This is a genomic window from Aminobacter sp. MET-1 (genome assembly GCF_026521175.1).
GTDB lineage: Bacteria > Pseudomonadota > Alphaproteobacteria > Rhizobiales > Rhizobiaceae > Aminobacter.
In genome coordinates, this window is sequence record NZ_JAMSHL010000005.1 from 147,874 (window position 1) to 170,467 (window position 22,594).

Consider the following 22,594-nt stretch of genomic DNA (forward strand, 5'->3'; position numbering starts at 1 on the left):
CGCGGCTATTCGGCTGGCGCTTCGACCTTCGGCCAATAGGTACCGAAGCACCAGACGTCGCCTTCCGGGTCGCGACAGATGAATTCGCGGCTGCCATAGTCGCGGTTGGCCAGTTCCTGAACAATGGTCGCATCCGCGGACCTTGCCCTGAGGTAGACCGCGTCGACATCCTCGACCGCGATATAGACCGACTTGCCGCCATTCTGGCCGGGTTCGCCAACGATGCTGCCATAGCCATCCGGACGCGACGAGCCGATCATGATCATCGAATGCCCGAAGGCGAGTTCGGCATGACCGACGTCGTCGCCATTCATGTACCTGGCATGGATCGTGAAGCCGAAGGCTTGGCCGAGCCAGTCGATCATGGCGGCGGCATCTTTGTAGCGCAGTGTCGGGAAAATGCGTGGAGCTTCGGGAGCGGGCATCTGTACCTCCTGCATGGTGGGTTGAGGAGGCCCCAATCTGCCGAAGCGCGGCTCTGCCGTATTGAACAAATGTTACCGGATCAGCCGAGGCCGAGCAGGACCGTCGGCGGTGCGCCTGCCAGCTCGCGGAACTCGCGCACCAGATGCGCCTGGTCGGCATAACCGCAGTCTGCGGCAAGAGCGGCCCAGCCGATGCGGTCGACGTCATCGGACATCCGCGCGGCGCGATTGAACCTGACGATGCGCGAAATCGCCTTGGGGCCGATGCCGACCTGGTCGGCGAAGCGGGCGGCCAGATGTCTGCGGCTGCAGCCGATTTCGCTGGCGAGGGCCGCTACGCGGATGCGACCGCCGCTCGACGCGATCCTTGCCATAGCCCAGTCGACGTCGGCTGCGGCTGCCGGCGAGCTCGACATGCGCTCGACCAGGTAGCATTCAGTCAGGTCCAGGCGGCGGCTCCAGTCGGCTTCCTGGCCGAGCCTTTCACGCAGCGCGTTGCCATTCGGGCCGAGCACTTCGTCGAGCGTGACCATGCGATCGGCGAGTTCGTACATCGGGATGCCGAAGAAGCGACGCGCGCCCAATGGCGTGAAATTGACCTGGATGCAGCACGAACTGCCGAAGGAATCGATGATCACAGGTCCGGCATGGAGGCCGGAGGCAAAGCTGGCGAAACGGTCGTTGTTGCCGGGCGTCCGGCTCAGGCCGATGGCGAACGGTTCGCCGAAGCTGATGACGAGCGGCACTGTCAACGAAGCACCTTCCGTCTGCCTGGTGTAAGCAGGGGCAAGTTCACGGTAGCCGATGAGGTCTGTGACGATGCCCGCCAGCACCGGCGATGGCGCGCGCCGCATCATCTCGACCTGAGTTGCCGGATGATCGGCAGGTCTGATCGCTTGTGGCTCGCTGCTGGCCATTTGCCCGGTTCCGCTGGAGCCGCAAACGTAACTCAGCGACAGGAGCCGGTCAAAACGGCGTCAGAAGCCCACCATTACCCGCAATGGGTTGGTCGGGTCGATCAGGAGCTTGATGGCCAGCGCCACGCAGGTGCAGACCAAAAGCGGCTTGATCAGCTTGGCGCCGCTGCGCATGGCCATGTGGGCGCCAAGCCTAGCGCCGAGGAACTGTGCTGCGCCCATCAACAGTCCGATCTTCCAGTGGACCGCGCCGACGAACGCGAAGGCGACCAGCCCGCCGAGATTGGAGGCGAAATTCAGGAACTTGGTGTGGGCAGTGGCCTTGAGCACGCCGTAGCCGGCCAGCGCCACGAAGGCGAGCATGAAGAACGAGCCGGTGCCCGGGCCGAACACGCCATCGTAAAAGCCGATGGCGGGCACCACGGTCATGCCAAAGAGGAAGGGCGAGATGCGCTCGCTGCGATCCAGATCGTCCATGTTCGGCTTGAAGGCGAAGTAGAGGGCAATGGCGACGAGCAGGATCGGCATCACCACACGCAGGATGTCGCCGGGCAGCACGGTCGCCAGCAAGGCGCCGGCCACGGAGCCGACAAAGGCAACCGCAGCCCAGGGCAACTGCTTGCGGATGTCTACGTGACCCTTTGCGGCATAACTGATGGTGGCTGATCCCGAACCGAACAGCGATTGCAGCTTGTTGGTGCCGAGCGATTCCACCGGCGGCACGCCGGCGAGCAGCAAAGCGGGGATGGTGATCAAACCGCCGCCGCCGGCGATCGAATCGATGAAGCCGGCTATGAAGGCGGCCGCAGTGAGGACGAGGACGATATCGGTGGAGAGTTCAAACATCTGCGCCGGCTTGGGCTGGGAAGGATGGCGCCTTCGAACACAGCCGGGCGGCCGGTGCAATAGCGGCGGGCCGTGAGCCGTTGGTCCAAGTGTATTTCAAGCCACTTTGTTCTATATCGGAGACAGCAACCGCTGACGTGGAGAGGATTCGCATGGCGACAGGACTGCTGGCCCAGATTCGTTCGCTGTTTGAAGGTGACGCTGGCGTGCGCAAGGTGGCTGAAGACCCGGTGCTGTCGGCGGAACTGCTTTTGCTGTTCCGCATGATCCTCGCCGACGGTGTAGCGAGCGAAAGCGAGATGGCGGTTTTCCGCCGGATCTGCGCCCAGTCCTTCGGCATCGCCGAGGGCAGCATCGACGCGGTGATCGAATATCTCAACGACTTTGGCTACGAGACCAACGGCTCGCAGGCAATCGCCATGTTCCAGGACCTGGATGTCGAGCGCCGCAAGCTTCTTGCCCGCCACATGGCCGACCTCGCCAAGGCCGACAAGCACCTTGCCGAGAACGAGGTGAAGCTGCTGCGTCGCACGATGGATCTGCTCGACATCAGCCCTGTCGATGTGGTGAAGCCGGCAGGTTAGGGCTTCCAGGCCGCCGGCCAGCCCCCATTTCCCGGCGTTTACCTGCTGCTACCCTTCAGGCGTGCCGCCGGCACGCCCTTGCGAAGCGGCCGGTTACCCCTGTTCCTGAAGGCGGCGGGCGATGGCCCGGTGCAGGTCAGGCGCTGCCGAAACCAGCGCCTGGGCCGCCTCAGACTGCGGGTGGTCGAGCACCTCCGATGTCTTGCCGCGCTCGACGATGCGCCCTTCATGCATCACCAGCACGTCGTCGGTGATGGCCCGCGCCACGGTCAGGTCGTGGGTGATGAACAGGTAGCTGATGCCGAGGCGGTGGTTCAACTCGGCGAAAAGATCGAGAATCTGGGCGCGGATCGACACGTCGAGGGCCGAGACGGGCTCGTCGGCAACAATGAGCTTTGGCCTGGTGATGATGGCGCGGGCGATCGACAGGCGCTGGCGCTGGCCGCCTGAGAATTCGTGCGGGTATTTCTCCATGTCGGCACGGCCAAGACCGACTTCGTGCAGCGCCTTGGCGACCATTTCACGGCGTTCCTTGCGGTTGAGCCGCCGGTCGAGCAGGTACAGCGGCTCGGCCACCAGGCGCTCCACCGTGTGGCGCGGGTCGAAGGAGCCGTAGGGATCCTGGAAGACGACCTGCATGTTGCGGCGCGGACGCCTCAACTCATCGTCGCTTGCCTTGGTGATGTCGAGGCCGCGGAACCTGATGGTGCCGGAGGTCGGCTTGTCGAGGGCGAGGATCATGCGAGCGAGCGTGGATTTGCCGCAGCCGGAGCGACCGACCAGCGCAATCGACGCGCCCGGCTTCATCGTCAGCGATACATTGTCCACTGCGCGCACAGGCTCCGGCCTGGAAAACAGCGACCGGCGTCGGCCGGGATAGTCGCGCGTCACATTGGTGAGCTCGAGCAGGTTCTCGCTGTCATCGACATAAGGCTTGGTCCGCAGCGGCATATGCATCGAAGCGAGCGCCAGCTGGCGCGTGTAGGGGTGGCTGGCTTCCGAAAGCGTACGCGCCGTGTCTCCGGTTTCGGTCACCTGGCCCTGTCTCAGGATGGTGATCCTGTCGGCCATCTCGGTGACCACGGCCAGGTCATGCGAGATGAACAGCAGGCTCATCTTGTTCTCGGCGACGAGTTCTCGCAGCAGGTCGAGGATTTGCGCCTGCAACACGACGTCGAGTGCGGTCGTCGGCTCGTCGGCGATCAAAAGCTTGGGCTTGAGCGCGCAGGCAATGGCAATCGCCACACGCTGGCGCTGGCCGCCCGACAGTTCGTGCGGATAGCGCGACAGCGGAAATTTCTGTTCTGGCATGCCGACGCGGTCAAGGATCTTCCGCGCAAGCGCTTCCGCCTCGGCGCGGCTGGCCCGGGTGTGCCATCTGATGCCCTCGGCGACCTGTGCGCCGATCGTCTTCACCGGGTTCAAGGCCGTCATCGGCTCCTGGAACACCATGCCGATATCGTCGCCGCGCAGCGCGCACATCTGCTGTTCGGTCGCATTGAGGATCTCGGTGCCGTCGAAGGTGATGCGCCCCTTGATGCGGGCGTTGGCCGGTGCGAGCTGCATGACGGCAAGCGCGGTCATCGACTTGCCCGAGCCTGACTCGCCCACGAGCCCCATCACCTCACCGGGCGCGATAGACATGTCCACGTCGTTCAGCACAAGCTGGTTGCCGATCTTCAGGCGCAGCTTTTCGATCGCAAGAAGGCTCATGCGCGACGCCTCGCGCGCGGATCGAAGATGTCGGAAATGCCGTCACCGAGCAGGTTGAGGCCAAGCACGGTGAGCAGGATGGCGCAGCCGGGGAACAAAGCGAGCCACGGCGCCACCATCATCACCGTCTGGGCATCGAACAGCATGCGGCCCCAGCTCGGCATCGGCGGTTGAGTGCCGAGCCCGACATAGGACAGGCCGGCCTCGGCCAGAATGCCGAGCGCGAACTGGATGGTGCCCTGGACCAGCAGCAGGTTGGCGATATTGGGCAGGATATGCTCGACGGTGATGCGTGCGGGGCCCTTGCCGGAGGCGCGGGCCGCAAGGATGTATTCGCGCGGCCAGATCGACAGCGCGCCGGCACGCGCGACGCGGGCAAAAACCGGGATGTTGAAGATGCCGATGGCGATGATGGCGTTGATCGCACCGGGTCCGAAGACGGCTGTTATCATGACGGCCGAGAGCAGGGCGGGGAAAGCGAAGACAACGTCGTTGAAGCGCATCAGCACCTCGTCGGCCCAGCCGCCGCGCGCGGCCGCCCAGCAGCCCAGCGGCACGCCGATGCCCATGCCAATGCCAACGGCGACCAGCGCCACGGCAATCGAATTGCGCGAGCCGATCATGATCATCGACGCCACGTCGCGGCCAAAATGGTCGGTGCCGAACCAGTGCTCGGAGGAGGGCGGCTGCATGCGGTCGGCGACGACAAGCTTGGCGACGTCGAACGGCGTCCAGAAAAACGAAATCACAGCCATCGCAACGACGATGAGCGTGATGAAAAGCCCGATGACGAAAGAACGGTTGGACAAGGCACGCCTGATGAAGCCGCTCCAGCCATGCTGTTGGTGGGTGACGGCGCCGGTCATTGCCGTGTCCTCAGGCGCGGGTCGACCAGCGCATAGGAGAGATCGACGAGCAGATTGACCACCACGACGGTCGCGACCAGCAGCATGACCACGCTTTCCACCACGATCAGGTCGCGCTGGGTGATGGCCTGGAACACCAGCCGGCCGAGCCCGGGCAGGTAGAAGACGTTTTCGATGATGATGGTGCCGGCGAGCAGGAAGGCGAATTGCAGGCCCATGATTGTCAACACCGGGATCATGGCGTTGCGCAGGGCGTGGCGCCAGAGCACTGCCCGCATCGGCATGCCCTTGGCGCGGGCGGTGCGGATGTAGTCCTCGCCGAGCACCTCGACCAGGGCGGCGCGGGTAACGCGGCTGAGGATCGCGGCCTGGGGCAAGGCAAGTGCGACCGCCGGCAGGATGAGCGCCTTGAGCGCTGGCCACATGCCTGCGCTCCAGCCTGGGAAGCCGCCCGCCGGAACAAGCCGTAGCCAGACGGCGAAGATGTAGACGAGCAGCAGCGCGAACCAGAAATTGGGCATGGCGACCCCCACCTGTGCTGCGGCCATCGCGGCTGTGTCGGCAGGCTTGCCACGCCGGGCGGCGGCGAACAGCCCGACGGGGATTGCGATCAACGTCGAGAGTGTCAGCGAGATCAGCGCAAGCGGCAGCGAGACGACGAGCCTTTCCCTGATCAGGTCGATGACCGGCACCGAGTAGGTGTAGGACTTGCCGAAATCCAGCTGCAGCAGGCCGCGGATCCATTCGAGGTAGCGCAGGATGAGTGGCTGGTTGAGCCCCATCTGCTCGCGCAGCAGTTCGACCTGGGCATCGCTGGCGTTCATGCCGAGCATCAGCCGGGCAGGATCGCCAGGCACCACCTCGAGCATCAGGAACACCACGACCGAGGCGACGACGAGGGTCGCAGCTCCGATCAACAGGCGTTTGAGCAGGTATGCGGTCATTGGCTCAAACTGCCCGAGAAAACACCGCTCCGAAAGCTCGCACAGGTTGCGCAGCGGTGTCTGTTCACAGGGTTCTTGTGATGCCCCCAGAAAGAGTGGCCGTGAGACTGGCCATTCGAACCTTCATGTTCGAATGGCGGGATGTCGCGTCCGCGGGCTGGAGTGTGGCGCACCGGCGGAGGTGCGCCGCTTCGTCATCAATCCACCCACTTCACCTTGGTCAGGTCGTTGGCCTGGATCGGGGAGTTCTCCCACAGGCCTTCGACCTTGGCGTCCCAGATGCCGACCTTGGGCAGTTCGAACAGGAAACCGTTGACGGCATCGTCGGCGAGGATCTTCTGCGCCTGCTTGTAGAGCTCGGTGCGCTTGGCCTCGTCGGAGGTCAAGTTGAGCTCATCGATGACTTTGTTGAAGGCCGGGTTGTCGTAATTGAAGTAGTAGTCCTTGCGGGCATAGATATCGATGTCGTTGGGCTCGGTGTGCGAGACGATCGACAGGTCGTAGTCCTTGTCGGTGAACACCTGCTTCAGCCAGTCGGCCCATTCCACTGGGATGATCTTAAGGTCGATGCCGATTTCGCGCAGTTGCGAGGCGATGATTTCGCCGCCCTGGCGGGCATAGCCGACCGGCGGCAGTTTCAGCGTCGCCTTGAAGCCGTCGGGGAAACCCGCTTCCTTTAGCAGTTCCTTGGCCTTGGCGATGTCGTACGGATAGGTGCCGGTCAGGTCGACATAAGCAGGATTATGCGGGGCAAAATGCGACCCGATCGGGGTGCCCAAGCCGCCCGTTGCGCCGTCGATCAGCGCCTTGCGGTCAATGGCGTGGGCAATCGCCTGGCGCACCTTGAGGTTGTCGAAGGGCGGACGCTTGTTGTTGGTCGACAGGACCGTCTCGCCTTCGGTTGTGCCGATCACCACCTTGAACCTGGGGTCGGCGCGAACCTGGGCAAGTGCGTCGCCGAGCGCGAAATTGGGCAGCGCCTGGACGTCGCCCGACAGAAGTGCCGGCACGGCGGCGGCGGCATCGGGGATGATGCGGAACTCGGCCTTGTCGAGCGCGATCGGATCGCCCCAATAGCCGTCGGCCTTGACCAGCGTGATCGACGAGCCCTTGGCCCAGTTCTGGAACTTGAACGGCCCGGTGCCGACAGGCTTTTCCTTGTTGGTGTCAGCCGTCTCCGGCGCGACGATGACGGCGTCGCCCCAGCCGAGATTGTAGAGGAACGAACCGAGCGGGTTCTTCAGCGTCACCTTGACCGTCGCGGGGTCGACGACTTCGACGGTATCGATGGCGGCGAACAGTCCTTTCTGGGCGTTGACCGAGTTTTCGCCGCGGGCGCGGTCGAGCGAGAACTTGACATCAGAGGCGTCGAAGTCGCTGCCGTCATGGAATTTGACACCGGTGTGAAGCTTGAAGGTATAGACCTTGCCGTCATCGGAGATTGTCCAGCTCTCGGCCAGGTCGGGCAGCACTTCGCCGCGCGAGCCGATGCGCGTCAGTCCCTCGAAGACATTGGCATAGAGCACTTCGTCGATCGCTGCGGCAGCACCGGCGGTCGGGTCGAGATGCGGCGGCTCCAGCGGCATGCCAAGCACCAGGTCGGTGCGCGCAGCCATTGCGGCGGTGCTCGACGCCAGCGCGATCGCGGCGGCCGCGAGAATGGTCTTCCACTGCTTCATCTGATGTCTCCCCCGCTTGGACTTGGTTGGGCCGGATAGAAGCGCGAAATTCCGGCCGAGTAAATCATGTTTGTTGCAATCGCAGCGCCGGAACAGGAATGAAATTCCGGCGCCATGTTCCTGTTTTGCTTGGCTGATCAGCCCTTGGCCCGGCCACGCAGCAAGACGTCGAGGCCGACAGCCATCACCTTGGCCGACTGCACCATGTCGTCGATGCCCACCCATTCGTCGGGCCGGTGCGCGAGGTCGAGGATACCAGGACCGTAAGCGATGCAATCGTACAAATGGCCGATACGGGCGACATGCTTCTGGTCGTAGGTGCCGGGCGAGATGACATATTCGGGCTCTTTGTCGAAGATCGCCCTGATGCCCTCGGCGATAGCCGAGGCAACCGGGGCGTCGCGCTCTGTCATCAGCGGCTGGACCTCCATGATGTCACGGATCTCGTAGTCGAATTTTTTCCGCTCGCGTTTCAGCTGGTCGAGGATGCCGGTCACCTCGCGCTTCACGTCGTCGATCTTTTCTTCCAGCAGGAAGCGGCGGTCGATGGTCAGCCGGCAGGAGTCGGGAACGTTGGGCGAGGGCAGGCCGGGGCGGAAGTCGTCGGTCTGGCCGCCATGGATCGAGTTGATGTTCATGGTCGAGCGCCGGGCGCCTTCGGGCACCACCGGCATGCGCGTTGTCTTGAGGTCGAGCGCTGGAAAGAGGTCGCGTTCGAAGGCTTCGAGCACCGCACCCATGTGGCGGACGGCGCAGTCGCCGAGGAAGGGCATCGAGCCATGGGCGATCTCGCCCTTGGTCTCGATCTCGGCCCACCACACACCCCGATGGCCGAGGCAGATACGGTCCTTGTTCAGCGGTTCAGGAATGATGACGTGGTCGACCTTAGGCCTGGAGAAATAGCCCTTGCCGGCGAGATAGGCGACGCCGCCGAACCCGCCCGATTCCTCGTCGACCGTGCCCGAAATCTCGATGGCGCCGGGAAAATCGGGATTGACGTCCATGAAGGCTTCGGCCGCGATGATGGAGGCTGCAAGCCCGCCCTTCATGTCGCACGCGCCGCGGCCATAGACGCGACCGTTCCTGATGACGCCGGCAAAGGGATCGACCGTCCAGCCTTCGCCTGCCTCGACCACGTCGATATGCGAGTTGAAATGGACGGTCTGTCCCTTCGACCTGCCGTCGAAGCGGGCGATGACATTGATGCGCGGATAGCGATCGGTGTCGCCGGGCGTACCCTCGGCGCGAACATATTCGACGCCGAAGCCGCGTTTCTCCAAGCGCCTGCCGAGATAATCGGCACAGGGGCCATAGGCGTCGCCGGGCGGATTGATGGTGGGGAAGCGGATCAGTTCTGCCGTCAGTTCCGCCAGTTCGTCACGACGATCGTCTATAGTCTTGAAAAGCTTGTCATACATGCTGCTGACGCGAACCTGTTTGCCTTGGTCGACCGCCAGTCTTGCGCATCCCGGCAAGCGTGTCGAGCACAGCCGGCCGCCCCGATATAGGGACAGCCGGGGACAAGATTTCCGTCAGGGGCGCACGGCCGTCACTTCGATCTCGACCAGCCAGCCGGGTGCGACGAGGCCCGCGACCTGCATCACCGAGCGCGCCGGCAGGTTCGGCTGCTCCTTGGTACCGAAGAACTGCGTGTAGCCTTCCATGAAGCCTGCAAAATCCATCTTGCCGCCCATAGCGGGGTCGCCGACGAGGAAGACCTGCATCTTCACCACGTCGCCCATCTTGAGCCCGAGATCGGCAAGCGTCTTGTCGATCGACTTCAGCACCGATTCGGTCTGGGTCTTGGTGTTGCCATAGGCGGCGAGGCTGCCTTTCTCCGCCTTTTCGTCGACGACCGAAGGGACGGCGCCGCTGACATAGACAGTGGTCTTGCCCGACGGCACTTCCACGGCGCGGGCGATCGGGAAATCCGAGTTCGGCGTCTTGTGGCGAATGACGTCCTCGGCCAGCGCGCTGCCCGACATGAAAACGCCAGCCAGCAGCGTGGCGGCGGCGATCCGCATCTTGGTCATTTCTGTCTCCTTTTTTGGAAGGGGAGCGGGCGGCCCTGCCTGGAAAGCCGCCCGGCCTTTCTTGTCAGCGGGCGCCGGCGACATCCTCTGCCGTCACCGGGTCCTTGTAGTCGTTGCCGAAATTGGTTCGGACATAGTTGACGACGGCGGCGACCTGATCGTCGGACATCATCTGGCCGACCGGCGGCATTCCCTTGAGGCCGTGCAGGATCACGAAGACGGGATAGCCGCCCGTTTCGAGATTCGTGTTCTTGGCGAGTGCGGGATATTTGCCGGCGCCGACTGCGCCCTGTCCCTTGTCCATGTGACAGGCCTGGCAGACATTGGCGTAAAGCTCCTGGCCGGTCTTTTCCGAGAACTTGTCGCCCGTGGAAAACGTCGCTCCGGCTGAATCTGCCAGGGCCGTGGTTGCCGAAAGCGCTGTTGCGAATGCCGTTGCGACGAGAAGGCCGAGTGGCCGTGCGTGTTGCTGGGTCATGGTGGCATGCCTTGCGAAAACGAGGGGTGAGGAATGACAGGCCATGGCCGTCATCCCGAAACGACGCGCTGATGCAGCCGGGTGATCGCATCCAGCGACGACAGGATCGCTCCTTCCATCCAGGCGGGAATGTAGGAGGCGTGTTCGCCTGCCAGCACGATGCGCCCGTCGATCTTGCAGAGGTTCTCGTAGTGCTCCTTGCGGGCTTCCTCGGTCCAGTCGCCGGCGCAGCCAAGGGTGAAGGGCGAGCGGTGCCAGGCCATCGAGATGCCGTTCTCGAACTCGTCCTTGTATTGCGGATGGATCATCGTGCCGTATTCGACGGCGCGCTTGACCCGCTCCTCCGGTGCCATGGCGGTGAACTCGTAGGAGTGCGGGCCGTTCCAGGTGTAGGCGCCGAGCAGCACGCCCTTGCCGTTGGTGTTGAAGCTGGTGCTCGGATAGGAGATCTGGGTGATCGGCAGGTCGGTGTAGCTGACGCCGCCGAAGATCAGTTCGTCCTGTTCCCAGAAGCGGCGCTTGAACTGCAGGCCGACCTTGACCGAAGAGGCGTAAGGCACGGCTTCGATTGCCGCCTGCATGGGGGCGCTGACGTTGAGCTCGATCTGGCTGAGAATGGTCAGCGGAATGGTGCAGATGCACCAGTCGGCCTTTTCCTCGACCATGGTGCCGGGCTTCTGCTGGTCTTCATAGGTGACCGTCACGCCCTTGTCGTCCTGGTGAATCTTGGTGACCTTGGCGTGGTAGGTGATGAGGTCGCCGACTTCCTTGGTGAAGGCCTTGCCGATCATGTCGATGCCGCCGACAGGCTGGAACATGGTCGTCTGGAACTCGTAGAGGGCGAAGTTGGCGAGGCTGCCCCACAGGCCCGAGCTCAATATATCCTTGAGCGCGATCGGCTCGCTCGGCGTCGGCACCGCGGTCAGGCCGCCGCCGGGATCCTTTGCAAAGCCGCGGAATTCCGATGTCGCAAGGCTCTTCACATAGGCATAATCCTTGTCGAGCGCGCCCCAGGACTGGAGCGCTTCGAGCAGCATCTCCTGGTCTTCCTTGGTCACCGCGCCTTCGAGCTTGCCGGTGTGGGCAGCCTTGGCCAGCAGTTCCGAGACATGGCCCTGGAAGTCGATCTTGATGTCGCGGACACGCTGCGGTTTGCCGCCGAAGGCCTTGGACGAGTGCAGGAAGGCGTTGTGGTTGAGCTGCTGGAACGGTTCCAGCGTCACGCCGAGGCGGCGGCAATAGGCGAGCAGGCCATTGTGGTGGTAGGGAATACGCCACGGACCGGGGTTGATGTAGAGGCCCTCGTCGAACTCGCATTTCTGCGTCGCGCCACCGAGCTCGGTGTAGGTGTCGCCGCCACGCAATGTCCAGTTACGGCCGCCGGAGCGGCTGTTGTATTCGAGAATCTTAACCTTGTAGCCTACTGCCCGCAGTTCCAGCGCAGCTGTCATGCCGGCGAGGCCGGAACCCAGGATCAGGACGGTAGCGCCCTTGGGGTCGCCTTCAAGCTTCGGTGGTCCTCGGTATCCGGATTCAACGGCGAGGCCCAGGCTGGTCATTGCCTGGTACATGGCCGCCGAACCGGCGGTCAGGCCGATCAGGGACAGCAATTGGCGCCGGCTCATACCGGTAAAATACTGGGATTGTTGCATGATTTGACATCCTCCGGGCGACGGTGGGCGGGGGCCGCACGTTATCCGGCTGGAGCATCGTGGAACCAGGCTCCAGCTGCAGCACGCAGCCTATGCCCATGCTCGGGCGTGTCAACTGGGCCAGATCAGGGCGGCGATAGGGGCTGGCTGGACCAGTTTGGAGCCGGCAAAGGTCATTTTCAGGCGCCAGTATTCAGGGAAGCCGGCGGCTTTCCGCCATATGATCGGTTTACCAACCGTATAATCTTTCGTGGTCCCATTTCTCCTGGAAGGCAGAAAAGCAGTTGGTTCAGGGGATGGGCGAAAGATGTTCAAGACGCTCTTCATGGCCGCGGGCTTGGCGATGGCGGGATTTCCCTGTCAGGCCTTTGCGGATGTTCTTGTGGCCAGGGTCAGCATTGCCACACAGACAATGACCGTCAGCGTCGACGGGAGGGTCATCCATCAATGGCCGGTGTCGACGGCCCGCAAGGGTTATGTGACGCCACGCGGCAGCTGGCGGCCCAAGCGGCTGCATCGCATGTGGTATTCGAGCAAGTATGACAATTCGCCGATGCCCTATTCGGTCTTCTACAATGGCGGCTACGCCATCCACGGTACCGGCTCCGTACGGCAACTCGGCCGGCCGGCCTCGCATGGTTGCGTTCGCTTGCAGACCGGCAATGCCGCGTTGTTCTATTCGCTGGTCCGCGAGGTCGGAGCCGGCAATACGCGGATCATCGTCACGAATTAGGTGAGGTGAGAGCTATGACGTTGGCCACTTAGTTGCCGATTTACCTCACTGGCGCAGCGAATGTGCCTGACGAGGCGGGATTGGCGCGTTAGGCGCTTGGACTAATTTGGTCAGATGCTAATATATACGCATTCAATATTCTGACGTCCTGACCAAGCTTGGTCGTGGATGTCGAAAGCGCGGCGTGGGGATGCGCCGTCGAAGACGGTACGGGGATGACGGGCCTACGAGAGGGCCGGGGAGTGGGGACTCCCCGGCCTTTTCATTTCCGGCTTCCGACGCGACTTTAGCTGTCCAACCTAAGTTCCCTCGAAGATATAGACAAATTTTGCCCAGGAGCGTCGTTCTGGGGCATTTCCTTTCGCGACCTCACTCGATAGGACTCATTGTCAGGGAGGTCGCCTGATGAAATCGGAACCGCGCGTAGCGCTTTCGGAGCCCGTCTCCGACGAGATACGCAAGACCACCTGCTACATGTGCGCCTGTCGCTGCGGCATCGACGTCCATCTCAAGGACGGCAAGGTCCGCTACATCGAGGGCAATCGGGACCATCCGGTCAATCGCGGCGTGCTGTGCGCCAAGGGTTCCGCCGGCATCATGCAGCATTATGCGCCAGCGCGGCTGAGCGCGCCGATGCTGAGGACCGGGCCACGCGGCTCCGGTGAATTCAAGCAGATTTCCTGGGACGAGGCGCTGTCGCTTGCGACCAGCTGGCTCGACGACGTGAGGCAGAACGATCCGAAGAAACTCGCCTTCTTCACCGGCCGCGACCAGTCGCAGTCGCTGACGGGCTTCTGGGCCCAGCAGTTCGGCACGCCCAATTATGCCGCCCATGGCGGCTTCTGCTCGGTCAACATGGCCGCTGCCGGCATCATGACCATCGGCGGGGCGTTCTGGGAATTCGGCGCGCCCGACTGGGACCGGACCAAGCTGTTCGTCATGTTCGGCGTGGCCGAGGATCACGATTCCAACCCGATCAAGATCGGCATCTCCAAGCTCAAGAAGCGCGGCGCGCGCTTCGTCTCGGTCAATCCGGTGCGCACCGGCTATTCGGCCGTCGCCGACAACTGGATCGGCATCCGTCCCGGCACCGATGGTCTGCTGATCCTGTCGCTGGTGCACGAACTGCTCAAGGCGCGAAGAATCGATGTCGACTACGTGGTGCGCTATTCGAACGCGACATGGCTGGTGATCGACGCGCCTGGCACGCCCGAACACGGGCTGTTCCTGCGTGACAAGGACGGCAAGGTACAGATCCACGAGACTGTCACCGAACAGGTGGTGCCGCTGGGAACGTCAGGCGCGCGGGCAGGGCTCTACGGCCGCGTCGAGCTGCCGGATGGCCGCTTTGCAGTGCCGGCATTCCAGTTGCTGGCGGAAAAGTATCTCGATCCGCAATATGCGCCGGAGGCGGTCGAGAAGGAAACTGGCGTTTCGGCGGAGACGATCCGCGGGCTGGCCACCGAGATCGGCCGTGTCGCCTTCGAGGAGACGATCTCGATCGACCAGCCATGGACCGACGTCAACGGCCAGCGCCACGAGAGTTTTGTCGGCCGGCCGGTCTCGTTCCATGCCATGCGCGGGCTTTCTGCCCATTCCAACGGTTTCCAGACGGCGCGCGCGCTGCATATGCTGCAGGTGCTGATCGGGGCGGTCGACTGTCCCGGCGCCTTCCGTTTCGAGCCGCCCTATCCGAAGCCCATCAGCGCTCATCCGACGCCGCATGGCAAGGCCGAGCACTTCGGCTCCAACAAGCCGCTTTCGGGGCCACATCTCGGCTTTCCCAGGGGACCGGAGGACCTTCTGGTCGATCCGGAAGGACGGCCGATGCGCATCGACAAGGCCTTTTCCTGGGATGCGCCGATCTCTGCCCATGGGCTGATGCATATGGTGATCGCCAATGCCCATGCCGGCGATCCATATTCTGTCGATCTGATGTTCCTCTACATGGCCAACATGGCCTGGAACTCGTCGATGAACACGTCAGGCGTCATCAAGATGCTGGAAGACAAGGACCCTGATACAGGCGAGTACCGCATCCCGAAGATCATCTATTCGGATGCCTATTCCTCGGAGATGGTCGCTTACGCCGACCTCATCCTGCCCGATACGACCTATCTCGAACGGCACGACTGCATCTCGCTGCTCGACCGGCCGATTTCCGAGCCCGATGCCGTGCAGGACGCCATTCGCTGGCCGGTGGTCGAGCCAGACCGGGATGTGCGCGGCTTCCAGACGGTTCTGCTCGATCTCGGCGCGCGTCTGAGGCTGCCGGGCTTCGCCGACAACCACGGAAAGCCGCTTTACAAGGATTACGCAGACTACATCGTGCGCCATGAGCGGCGGCCGGGCATCGGACCGCTGGCCGGCTTCCGCGGCAGTTCAGGCGATCGCGCCGGACGAGGGGCGTCCAATCCCGAACAGCTGGAACGCTACATCGAGAACGGTTCTTTCTTTTCGGCCCACATTCCGCTGGAGGCGCAGTTCTTCAAGCACGCCAACCAAGCCTATCAGGATTTTGCCGTGCGCATGGGCTTCTTCGACACGCCCCAGCCGGTGACCTTCCAGCTCTACCAGGAGACGCTGCAGAAATTCGTGCTCTCGGCGGAAGGTGTGCGCGAGCCGTTTGCACCTGAAACGCACCGGGAGCGCATCCTCGAAACCTTCGATCCGCTGCCGGTCTGGTATCGGCCGTTCGAGGAAGCGGTGGTGAGCGGCGAAGAATACCCCTATCACGCCATCACCCAGCGGCCGGCGGCGATGTACCATTCCTGGGGCTCGATGAATGCCTGGCTGCGCCAGATCCACACCAAAAACCCGCTTTATGTGCCCGGCGCGATCTGCGATCAGCACGGGCTTTCGACGGGCGACTGGGTCTGGGTCATCTCGCATCACGGCCGCATCAAGGTCGAGATCGCGCGCATGGAGGCGGTCAATTCCAGCACGTTGTGGACCTGGAACGCGATCGGCAAGCGGGAAGGGGCATGGGCCCTCGATCGCGATGCACCGGAAGCGCAAAAAGGCTTCCTGATGAACCATCTGATCCACGAGCTTCTGCCGCCCAAGGGCGACGGGATGCGCTGGTCGAACTCCGACCCGATCACCGGGCAGGCCGCCTGGTACGACCTGCGCGTGCGTATCGAGAAGGCCGAGCCTGCAACGGTCAGCGAGCCGCATTTTTCGGCGGTAGCGCAGCGGCGGCGGTATGCGGAAGAGCTGCGCTACGGCCAGGAGTGGGCAAAATGAGGGGAATGTCGGGCAAGACCTTGCGGACAAGTCTCCTCTCCCCGTTCACAGGGAGAGGATTCCGGCAGGCAGGTGAGGGGCAGAGTAATCGCCGCAGGTTCGCTCTGCCCCTCATCCGGTCCTTCGGACCACCTTCTCCCCGTGAACGGGGAGAAGGAAGTGAGGGCTCATGACCAGCCTGCCGTCACTGCCGACGCCGAAGAAACTAGGGCTGGTCATCGACCTCGATGTCTGCGTCGGTTGCCATGCCTGCGTCATCAGCTGCAAGGAATGGAACACCGGCGGCTACGGCGCGGCGCTGTCGGACCAGGAGCCTTACGGTGCCGATGTCTCGGGCACCTTCCTCAATCGCATCCACACATTCGAGGTCGTGCCCGAGGGCGGCCAGGTGATCGGCGAGGCGGGCGACGCCCGGATCGTGCATTTCCCAAAATCCTGCCTGCACTGCGAGGATGCGCCCTGCGTCACCGTCTGCCCGACCGGTGCTTCCTACAAGCGAGCCGAGGACGGCATCGTTCTCGTCGACGAGAGCAAGTGCATCGGCTGCGGTCTGTGCGCCTGGTCCTGCGCCTATGGTGCGCGCGAGATGGACCTCGCAGCCGGGGTGATGAAGAAGTGCACGCTCTGTGTCGACCGCGTCTACAATGAGACGCTCAAGGAAGTCGATCGCATCCCATCCTGCGTGCGCACCTGCCCGGTAAACGCCAGGCATTTCGGCGATCTTGGAGATCCCGGCTCTGACGTTTCGCGCATGGTCGCTGAACGCGGCGGTTTCGACCTGATGCCGGAGCAGGGTACGCGCCCGACCAACAAATATCTGCCGCCACGCCCGCGCAAGTCGCTCGCCGCAAGTGCTGCCATGCTTGCTGAAAACACCGACGGGGCTAGGGGCTTCTTTGCCTGGCTCGATGGAATGCTGGACAGAATCTGAAACATGCATCCAGCACCTTCCATCATCATTTTCACCACGCTTTCGGGATTGGGCTACGGACTGGCCGCCATGCTCGGGCTCGGCCTGCTCGATCCCTCCGCCGTAGCCACCAAACTCGCCCATGTGCTGGCGCTGGCGATGATCTCGGGCGGGCTCCTGGCGTCGACGCTGCATCTCGGCAATCCGCAGCGCGCCTGGCGGGCGCTGTCGCAATGGCGTTCGAGCTGGCTGTCGCGCGAGGGTGTGATGGCGCTGGCGACCTTCGTGCCGCTGGCGCTTTCGGCCTGGTTTGCCGTCATCGACGGACGCTACGTGCCGGCAGTTGGCGTCGTCGGGGCCGTGATGTGCGCGGTAACCGTCTACTGCACCGGCATGATCTATGCCTCGCTGCGGTCCATTCAGGGCTGGAACACGCAAGCGACGCCGCTCTGTTACCTGCTTTTCGCAGCCGCCGGCGGGCTTGTGCTCGCGACGGCATTCGCCGCCATCGCAGGCAGCAGCACAGTCGTGCCGGCGATAGTGGGCATCATAGCGGTCATCGCCGCCTGGTCCGCCAAGCATCTCTGGTGGATCCGGCTGCGCACGCTATCGTCTTTGTCGACGCCCGAGACCGCCACCGGTCTTAGCGGTATCGGACGCGTCAGGCTGTTCGAGCGGCCGCATATCAACGACAACTACCTCACCCGCGAAATGGGCTTCAAGGTCGCGCGCAAGCACGCGCTGAAGCTGTCGAAGCTTGCGATGATATCGGGCGGAGCCGTGCCGATCCTGTTGCTGGTGGTCGCGATGCTCTCAGGCGCGGGCGCCGTGGCGGTCACCGCATCGGTGCTGGCGGTGGCGTTTTATGCGCTCGGCGTCGTCACCGAGCGCTGGCTGTTCTTCGCCGAGGCCAAGCACGCGGTCATGAACTACTACTGACGATAATCAGGAGTCGGCAGCCAGCTTGCCGGCCTTGTTCGCCTTGCGCGGCTTGCCGTCCGAGAGCATCCAGCGCTTGTGGAACCACATCCACTGGCCGGGATCCTCGCGCACCCAGCGTTCGACCGTGTCGTTGAGCATCTGGGTAAGGGACTGGACATCGACTGCACCATCCTCGCGGCGCGGCAGCGCGAGCTTGTCCTCCACCGTCAGTCGGTAGCGATTGCCAGGCAGGCGGATGCAATGGGCCGGGTAGACGTCGCAGTCATAGTGGCGGGCGAGCATGGCGAGCACCGGGTTGGTCTCGCATTCGCGGCCGTAGAAGGTCGTCCTCAGTCCGCGATTGAACTTCTGGTCGACGAGCACGCCGACATTGCCGCCGCGGTCGAGGATGCCGGCGAGGGCGAATGAGGCGCCGCGCTGCGATGCCAGCAGGTCGCCCATGTTCGAGGTGCGCCTCGAAAGGATGTATTCGGCGAGGTAGGGATTGTTGGGCGGCCTGAACAGGGCGGTGATCTTCATGCCGAAAGTCGCGGCCGCGATCGGCAGCAGCTCGAAATTGCCGAGATGGGCGGTGAAGACGATGTGTGGTTTGTCTTCGCCTGCGATCTCCAGGAAATGGTCGATGCCCGACACCTCGATGCGACCGGGCGTCTTTGCCGCGGGGTCGAAATCGAAGATCTGGTCGAGGAAGATGTATTCCGCGCCCAGCCGGCCCATATTGCCCCACATGTCCAGGGCGATGGCCTCGATCTCGGCGTCGCTCTTTTCCGGATAGGCGTTGCGCAGATTGTCGACGGCGACGCCATGGCGGCCGACCCAGGGGCCGACCGTGCGGGCTGCCCGGTCGGCGAAGTTCAGCGCCCTGTCGACAGGCAGAAGTCGAAGCAGCTTCAGCACCACCAGTGCCACCTGGGCGACAAGCCAGTAGTTGAGCATGCGGAGCCGCCCCATGATGCGCATCATCGTGGGGTTGGGAATCTTGCTGGCCTTCCTGCGGGGCAATTCGGAACGATCCTCAGTCGATGCGGAGGATGATCTTGCCGAAGACGTCGCGGCCTTCCATGCGCTTCAGCGCCGTGTCGATGGAGCCGAAATCGACCTCAGTGTCGATGACAGGCTTGACCAGCCCGGCGGCCATCTTCTGCATGGCGTCGGCCATATTTTCCATGCGGCAACCGAAGGAGCCGAGCAGCTTCAGCTGCTGTTGGAACAGCATCATCAGGTTTACTTCGGTCGACACACCAGAAGTCGAGCCGCAGGTGACCAGACGGCCGCCGCGCCTCAGGCTGAACATCGAGCCGGCCCAGGTGTCCTTGCCGACATGCTCGAAGACGACGTCGACCCCCTTCTTCTTGGTCAGCTTGCGCACCACGCCTTCGAAGCGATCCTCGCGGTAGTTGATGACGTGGTCGGCACCGAGCGCCTTGGCCTTTTCGATCTTGTCGTTGGAGCCGACAGTGGTGATGACGGTGCAGCCCATCTTCTTGGCGAGCTGGATCGCTGCCGAGCCGATGCCAGAGCCGCCGGCATGGATGAGAATCGTCTCACCGGGTTCCAGCTTGGCGTTGTCGAACAGCATGTGCTCGACCGTGCCGAAGGTGACAGGTGCAACTGCAGCGCCAACGGCGTCGACGCCGGGAGGGGCCGGCACCAGCAGGCGCGCCGGCAGGTTGATCTTTTCCTGGGCGAAGCCGTCGAGATGAAAGCCGTGCACGCCCGAGACGTGTTCGCAGAGATTGTCGCGGCCTTCGCGGCAGGGGCGGCACAGGCCGCAGGTGCGGGCGCCGTAGATGGACACCAGCTGGCCGGGCGCAAGGCCGGTCACGCCGGGGCCGACCTGGTCGACTTCGCCAGAGGCTTCGGCGCCGATGACCAGCGGCAGCTTGCGCTTGGCGAACGCCATGCCGCGCCAGCCCCAGACGTCGATGTGGTTGAGGGCAACCGCCTTGATGCGGAGCGTGACTTCGCCGAGGCCTGGAGGCGGCGGCGGGGCAATGTCGACCTGCTCGAGCCGGCGGTCCTCAACGAGCTGCAATGCGCGCATGGTGTCGCTAATCCTTGTCGCTGCGGCGCCCGCGCATCGCATTCGATGCCCAAGCGGCGTCGCAGTGCCTAATTTCGTGTAGGCGGTCGCTTAGACCGGTTCCCGCGCCATGACAAGGCAGGTGTTCTGGCCGCCAAAGCCGAAAGAGTTGGAAAGCACGGTGCGAACCTCGGCCTTCCGCTTCACATTCGGCACCACGTCGAGCTCGATCGAGGGATCGGGATTGTCGTAGTTGATGGTCGGCGGAATGACGCCTTCGCGCATGGTCATGAGCGAGAAGGCGGCCTCGATGGCGCCAGCTGCCGACAGGGTGTGGCCGATCATCGACTTGTTCGACGACACCGGAATCTTGCGGATACGCTCGCCGAACACGGTCGAAAGCGACAGATGCTCCATCTTGTCGTTTTCGGGCGTCGAGGTGCCGTGGGCATTGACGTAGTCGATCTCGTCTTCGCTGAGGCCCGCATCGGCAAGCGCTGCCTTGACCGCACCGATGGCCGGCGAGCCGTCGGGCTTGGAGCGGGTGCGGTGGAAATCGTCGGCCTTTTCGCCGCAGCCCCTGAGGATGCCCAGCACTTCGGCACCGCGGGCAAGCGCGCTTTCGAGCGATTCCAGCACCAGCGCCGCAGAGCCTTCCGCCAGCACAAAGCCGTCGCGGTCCTTGGAGAAGGGCTTCGATGCCTTTTCGGGCACGTCATTGTTGGTCGAAAGGGCCGACAGCAGCGAGAAGCGGATCAACGCCTCGGCGGTTGCCGAGCCGTCGGCGCCGACCGACAGTGCGCGGTCGCATTCGCCGCGACGGATCGCCTCGACGCCGAGCTGGATGGCGGTGGCGCCCGAGGCGCAGGCCGTCGAGGTGGTGATCGGCAGGCCGCGCGTGCCGAAGCGGTCGGCGAGGCGATCGGCGATCGAGCCGAACTGCGACGTCTCGAACATATCGAGCGAGTTCTGGTTGCCCGCTACCTTGAGCAGGCGCTCCGAGGCCGAGCCTTCGTCGTCGCCGGCATAAAGCGCAAAGCGGTCGCGCCAGTCGAGCTCGACCGGCGGGGAGGCAAGGAACAGCGGGCCGTCGAAATCGCCGCCGGCAAAACCGGCTTCCTCGACGGCTTCGCGTGCTGCCGTCTCGGCCAGCTCGTAGGTCAGGGCGCTGGCGCCTTTGGTGCTCGACGGCAGGAAATCGACCATGCCGGAGATGCGGGTGTTGAGCAGCTCGGTGGGGAAGCGGGTGATCGGGTGGATGCCCGACTTGCCCGCGGTCAGCGCTGCCCAGTTGTCGGCCTTGCCGACACCAAGCGAGGTGACGACGCCGATACCGGTGACGGCGACCACTGGTCTGCCGAGATGATCCTTCAGATTGGCCATGTTCTGTCCTGACACCCTTCAGCGCGGCGCGGAGACGAGCGCCAAGCCTTCGAATTGGTGATAGCCGACGGCAGTTGCGAGAACATTGCGCGGCTTTCCGGCAAATTCCTTCTCGCCAGCCTCGAAAGCCGGGTAGCCCGCGCCGCGATCGACGGCGAGCGCGGCAAGGGCCACGGCAAAGGGAAACTGAGCTTCTTTCATGTGGCCGGTGAGCGACGAGAGCGCGCGTGCGGCAATGGGCTTGGCGCCGAGCACTGCTTTTTCGGTCGCGGTGGCGGCATGGGCGCCTGATGCACCCGAGATCGCCAGCAACTCACCGTCGGGCAGCTGCGCCCTGGTCAGCAGTTCGGCAAACCCGGCCTCCAGGCCACCGTCGCGGCGACGACGGGCGCGTCCCGAAACGACGGGACCGAGCTGCGCATAGATCTTCTGGCCGCGGGCTTCGGCATGCTCGCGCGATTCAAGCACCAGGAATGCGCCGCCGGAGCCGGAAACCACGCCGCCGCCTTCGGAGCCCTGGCGCTGCCACACGGGCTTCCATGGGCCACGATGAAGGTAGCCGGCCAGTTCGTAGCCGAGCAGCATGTCGGAGTGTTCGGTCTGGAAGGCACCACCAACCAGCACATGGGTCGACTGGCCGGAGCGGATGCGCGCTGCAGCCGTCTCGATGGCCGAGACGCCTGCGCCTTCCTCGCCCATGAAGGTGCGCGAGGAGCCGGTGACCTTGTGGACGATCGAGATGTTGCCGGCCAACAGGTTCGAAAGCTGGGCCAGGAACAGTGTGGGGCGCAGTTCGGTGGTCAGCTTCTCGTTCAGCAGGACGTCGCGGTCGCCGCGCGTCTCCGACGCGGCAAGCACGCCGGCGTCGACCGTTTCATCGCGTTCGCCGCCACCGGCAGCCACGACCATGTCCATGGTCGTGCTGAGCTCGTCATTGCCCTTGATGCCCGCGTCATCGAGCGCCATGCCGGCAGTGTAGGTGCCCAGCCGCTGCCAGGTCTCCATCTGCCGCTGGTCGCCGCGCTTGGCGATCTGCAGGCCCCAGTCGATTTCCGGGAGGGGATGGATCGAGTAGGGCGAGAAACGCTCCACGTCGATGACGGGCGCAGCGTCAGGGGCGCTGAGCTTCTGCCAGTGAGCCTCGCCGCCTTCGCCGAGCGAAGAGACGAGGCCGATGCCGGTGATGACGACGTCGCGATTGGCCATGGGCGGCTTCAGTG

General features: G+C 63.7%; 20 protein-coding genes. 5 read left to right on the forward strand and 15 right to left on the reverse strand.

The genetic code is table 11. The annotated features are described in order from the left end of the window. Positions 1–5: 5 nt before the first annotated feature. The 3 genes from NDO48_RS09380 to NDO48_RS09390 all read right to left on the reverse strand — a co-directional run bounded on the left by NDO48_RS09380 (position 6) and on the right by NDO48_RS09390 (position 2,188). Entirely contained in the window at positions 6–425 is a 420-nt protein-coding gene (locus NDO48_RS09380) for a VOC family protein (protein ID WP_040456758.1), read from the reverse strand. Positions 426–505: 80 nt separating this feature from the next. Continuing rightward, entirely contained in the window at positions 506–1,342 is an 837-nt protein-coding gene (locus NDO48_RS09385; RefSeq protein ID WP_267321378.1) for a helix-turn-helix transcriptional regulator, read from the reverse strand. A gap of 60 nt (positions 1,343–1,402) precedes the next feature. After that, positions 1,403–2,188, reverse strand: coding sequence for a TSUP family transporter (locus NDO48_RS09390; protein WP_018428342.1), 786 nt, complete (start codon positions 2,186–2,188; stop codon positions 1,403–1,405). A 152-nt stretch (positions 2,189–2,340) separates the two neighbouring features. On the opposite strand from NDO48_RS09390, the gene NDO48_RS09395 reads away from it, so the two are divergent. Next, complete coding sequence (locus tag NDO48_RS09395; protein WP_267321379.1) at positions 2,341–2,772, forward strand: TerB family tellurite resistance protein; 432 nt, start codon at positions 2,341–2,343, stop codon at positions 2,770–2,772. A gap of 93 nt (positions 2,773–2,865) precedes the next feature. Here the strand turns inward: NDO48_RS09395 and NDO48_RS09400 are convergent, their stop codons facing one another. The 8 genes from NDO48_RS09400 to NDO48_RS09435 form a co-directional block, all read right to left on the reverse strand. Beyond that, on the reverse strand, positions 2,866–4,485 hold the full coding sequence (locus tag NDO48_RS09400; RefSeq protein ID WP_018428340.1) for an ABC transporter ATP-binding protein: 1,620 nt from the start codon (positions 4,483–4,485) through the stop codon (positions 2,866–2,868). After that, on the reverse strand, positions 4,482–5,351 hold the full coding sequence (locus NDO48_RS09405; RefSeq protein ID WP_267321380.1) for an ABC transporter permease: 870 nt from the start codon (positions 5,349–5,351) through the stop codon (positions 4,482–4,484). Before NDO48_RS09405 ends, NDO48_RS09400 begins: the two co-directional genes overlap by 4 nt. After that, on the reverse strand, positions 5,348–6,295 hold the full coding sequence (locus tag NDO48_RS09410) for an ABC transporter permease (RefSeq protein ID WP_018428338.1): 948 nt from the start codon (positions 6,293–6,295) through the stop codon (positions 5,348–5,350). The genes NDO48_RS09405 and NDO48_RS09410 overlap by 4 nt, the downstream gene beginning before the upstream one ends. A gap of 197 nt (positions 6,296–6,492) precedes the next feature. Next, complete coding sequence (locus tag NDO48_RS09415) at positions 6,493–7,974, reverse strand: ABC transporter substrate-binding protein (RefSeq protein WP_267321381.1); 1,482 nt, start codon at positions 7,972–7,974, stop codon at positions 6,493–6,495. 137 nt (positions 7,975–8,111) lie between these two features. After that, on the reverse strand, positions 8,112–9,392 hold the full coding sequence (locus NDO48_RS09420; RefSeq protein WP_018428336.1) for an acetylornithine deacetylase/succinyl-diaminopimelate desuccinylase family protein: 1,281 nt from the start codon (positions 9,390–9,392) through the stop codon (positions 8,112–8,114). A 114-nt stretch (positions 9,393–9,506) separates the two neighbouring features. Beyond that, on the reverse strand, positions 9,507–10,007 hold the full coding sequence (locus NDO48_RS09425; protein ID WP_040456756.1) for a RidA family protein: 501 nt from the start codon (positions 10,005–10,007) through the stop codon (positions 9,507–9,509). Positions 10,008–10,071: 64 nt separating this feature from the next. Further along, positions 10,072–10,485 carry a c-type cytochrome gene (locus NDO48_RS09430; protein ID WP_026227270.1) on the reverse strand — a complete coding sequence of 138 codons (414 nt, stop codon included), beginning with the start codon at positions 10,483–10,485 and terminating at the stop codon, positions 10,072–10,074. A 50-nt stretch (positions 10,486–10,535) separates the two neighbouring features. Then, on the reverse strand, positions 10,536–12,137 hold the full coding sequence (locus tag NDO48_RS09435) for a flavin monoamine oxidase family protein (RefSeq protein WP_267321382.1): 1,602 nt from the start codon (positions 12,135–12,137) through the stop codon (positions 10,536–10,538). Between the two features lie 307 nt (positions 12,138–12,444). Between NDO48_RS09435 and NDO48_RS09440 the strand changes: the two genes are divergently transcribed. The 4 genes from NDO48_RS09440 to NDO48_RS09455 all read left to right on the forward strand — a co-directional run bounded on the left by NDO48_RS09440 (position 12,445) and on the right by NDO48_RS09455 (position 17,965). Then, positions 12,445–12,870 (forward strand): L,D-transpeptidase, encoded by a 426-nt coding sequence (locus NDO48_RS09440; RefSeq protein WP_018428332.1) that lies wholly within the window; start codon positions 12,445–12,447, stop codon positions 12,868–12,870. 405 nt (positions 12,871–13,275) lie between these two features. After that, the gene (locus NDO48_RS09445) at positions 13,276–16,116 is read left to right on the forward strand and encodes a molybdopterin oxidoreductase family protein (RefSeq protein ID WP_267321383.1); all 2,841 of its coding nucleotides are present in this window, start codon (positions 13,276–13,278) and stop codon (positions 16,114–16,116) included. A 169-nt stretch (positions 16,117–16,285) separates the two neighbouring features. Beyond that, positions 16,286–17,047 carry a 4Fe-4S dicluster domain-containing protein gene (locus tag NDO48_RS09450; RefSeq protein WP_267321384.1) on the forward strand — a complete coding sequence of 254 codons (762 nt, stop codon included), beginning with the start codon at positions 16,286–16,288 and terminating at the stop codon, positions 17,045–17,047. A 3-nt stretch (positions 17,048–17,050) separates the two neighbouring features. Further along, complete coding sequence (locus tag NDO48_RS09455; protein WP_267321385.1) at positions 17,051–17,965, forward strand: dimethyl sulfoxide reductase anchor subunit family protein; 915 nt, start codon at positions 17,051–17,053, stop codon at positions 17,963–17,965. 6 nt (positions 17,966–17,971) lie between these two features. Here NDO48_RS09455 and NDO48_RS09460 read toward each other — a convergent pair whose 3' ends face one another. From NDO48_RS09460 to NDO48_RS09475, 4 genes are all read right to left on the reverse strand, one after another. After that, positions 17,972–18,931 (reverse strand): lipid A biosynthesis lauroyl acyltransferase, encoded by a 960-nt coding sequence (locus NDO48_RS09460; RefSeq protein WP_018428328.1) that lies wholly within the window; start codon positions 18,929–18,931, stop codon positions 17,972–17,974. A gap of 52 nt (positions 18,932–18,983) precedes the next feature. Beyond that, positions 18,984–20,012 (reverse strand): zinc-binding dehydrogenase, encoded by a 1,029-nt coding sequence (locus NDO48_RS09465; protein ID WP_018428327.1) that lies wholly within the window; start codon positions 20,010–20,012, stop codon positions 18,984–18,986. A gap of 90 nt (positions 20,013–20,102) precedes the next feature. Then, positions 20,103–21,374, reverse strand: coding sequence for a beta-ketoacyl-ACP synthase (locus tag NDO48_RS09470; RefSeq protein ID WP_018428326.1), 1,272 nt, complete (start codon positions 21,372–21,374; stop codon positions 20,103–20,105). Between the two features lie 18 nt (positions 21,375–21,392). Continuing rightward, positions 21,393–22,580 (reverse strand): beta-ketoacyl-ACP synthase, encoded by a 1,188-nt coding sequence (locus NDO48_RS09475; protein WP_018428325.1) that lies wholly within the window; start codon positions 22,578–22,580, stop codon positions 21,393–21,395. Between the last annotated feature and the right edge of the window lie 14 nt (positions 22,581–22,594).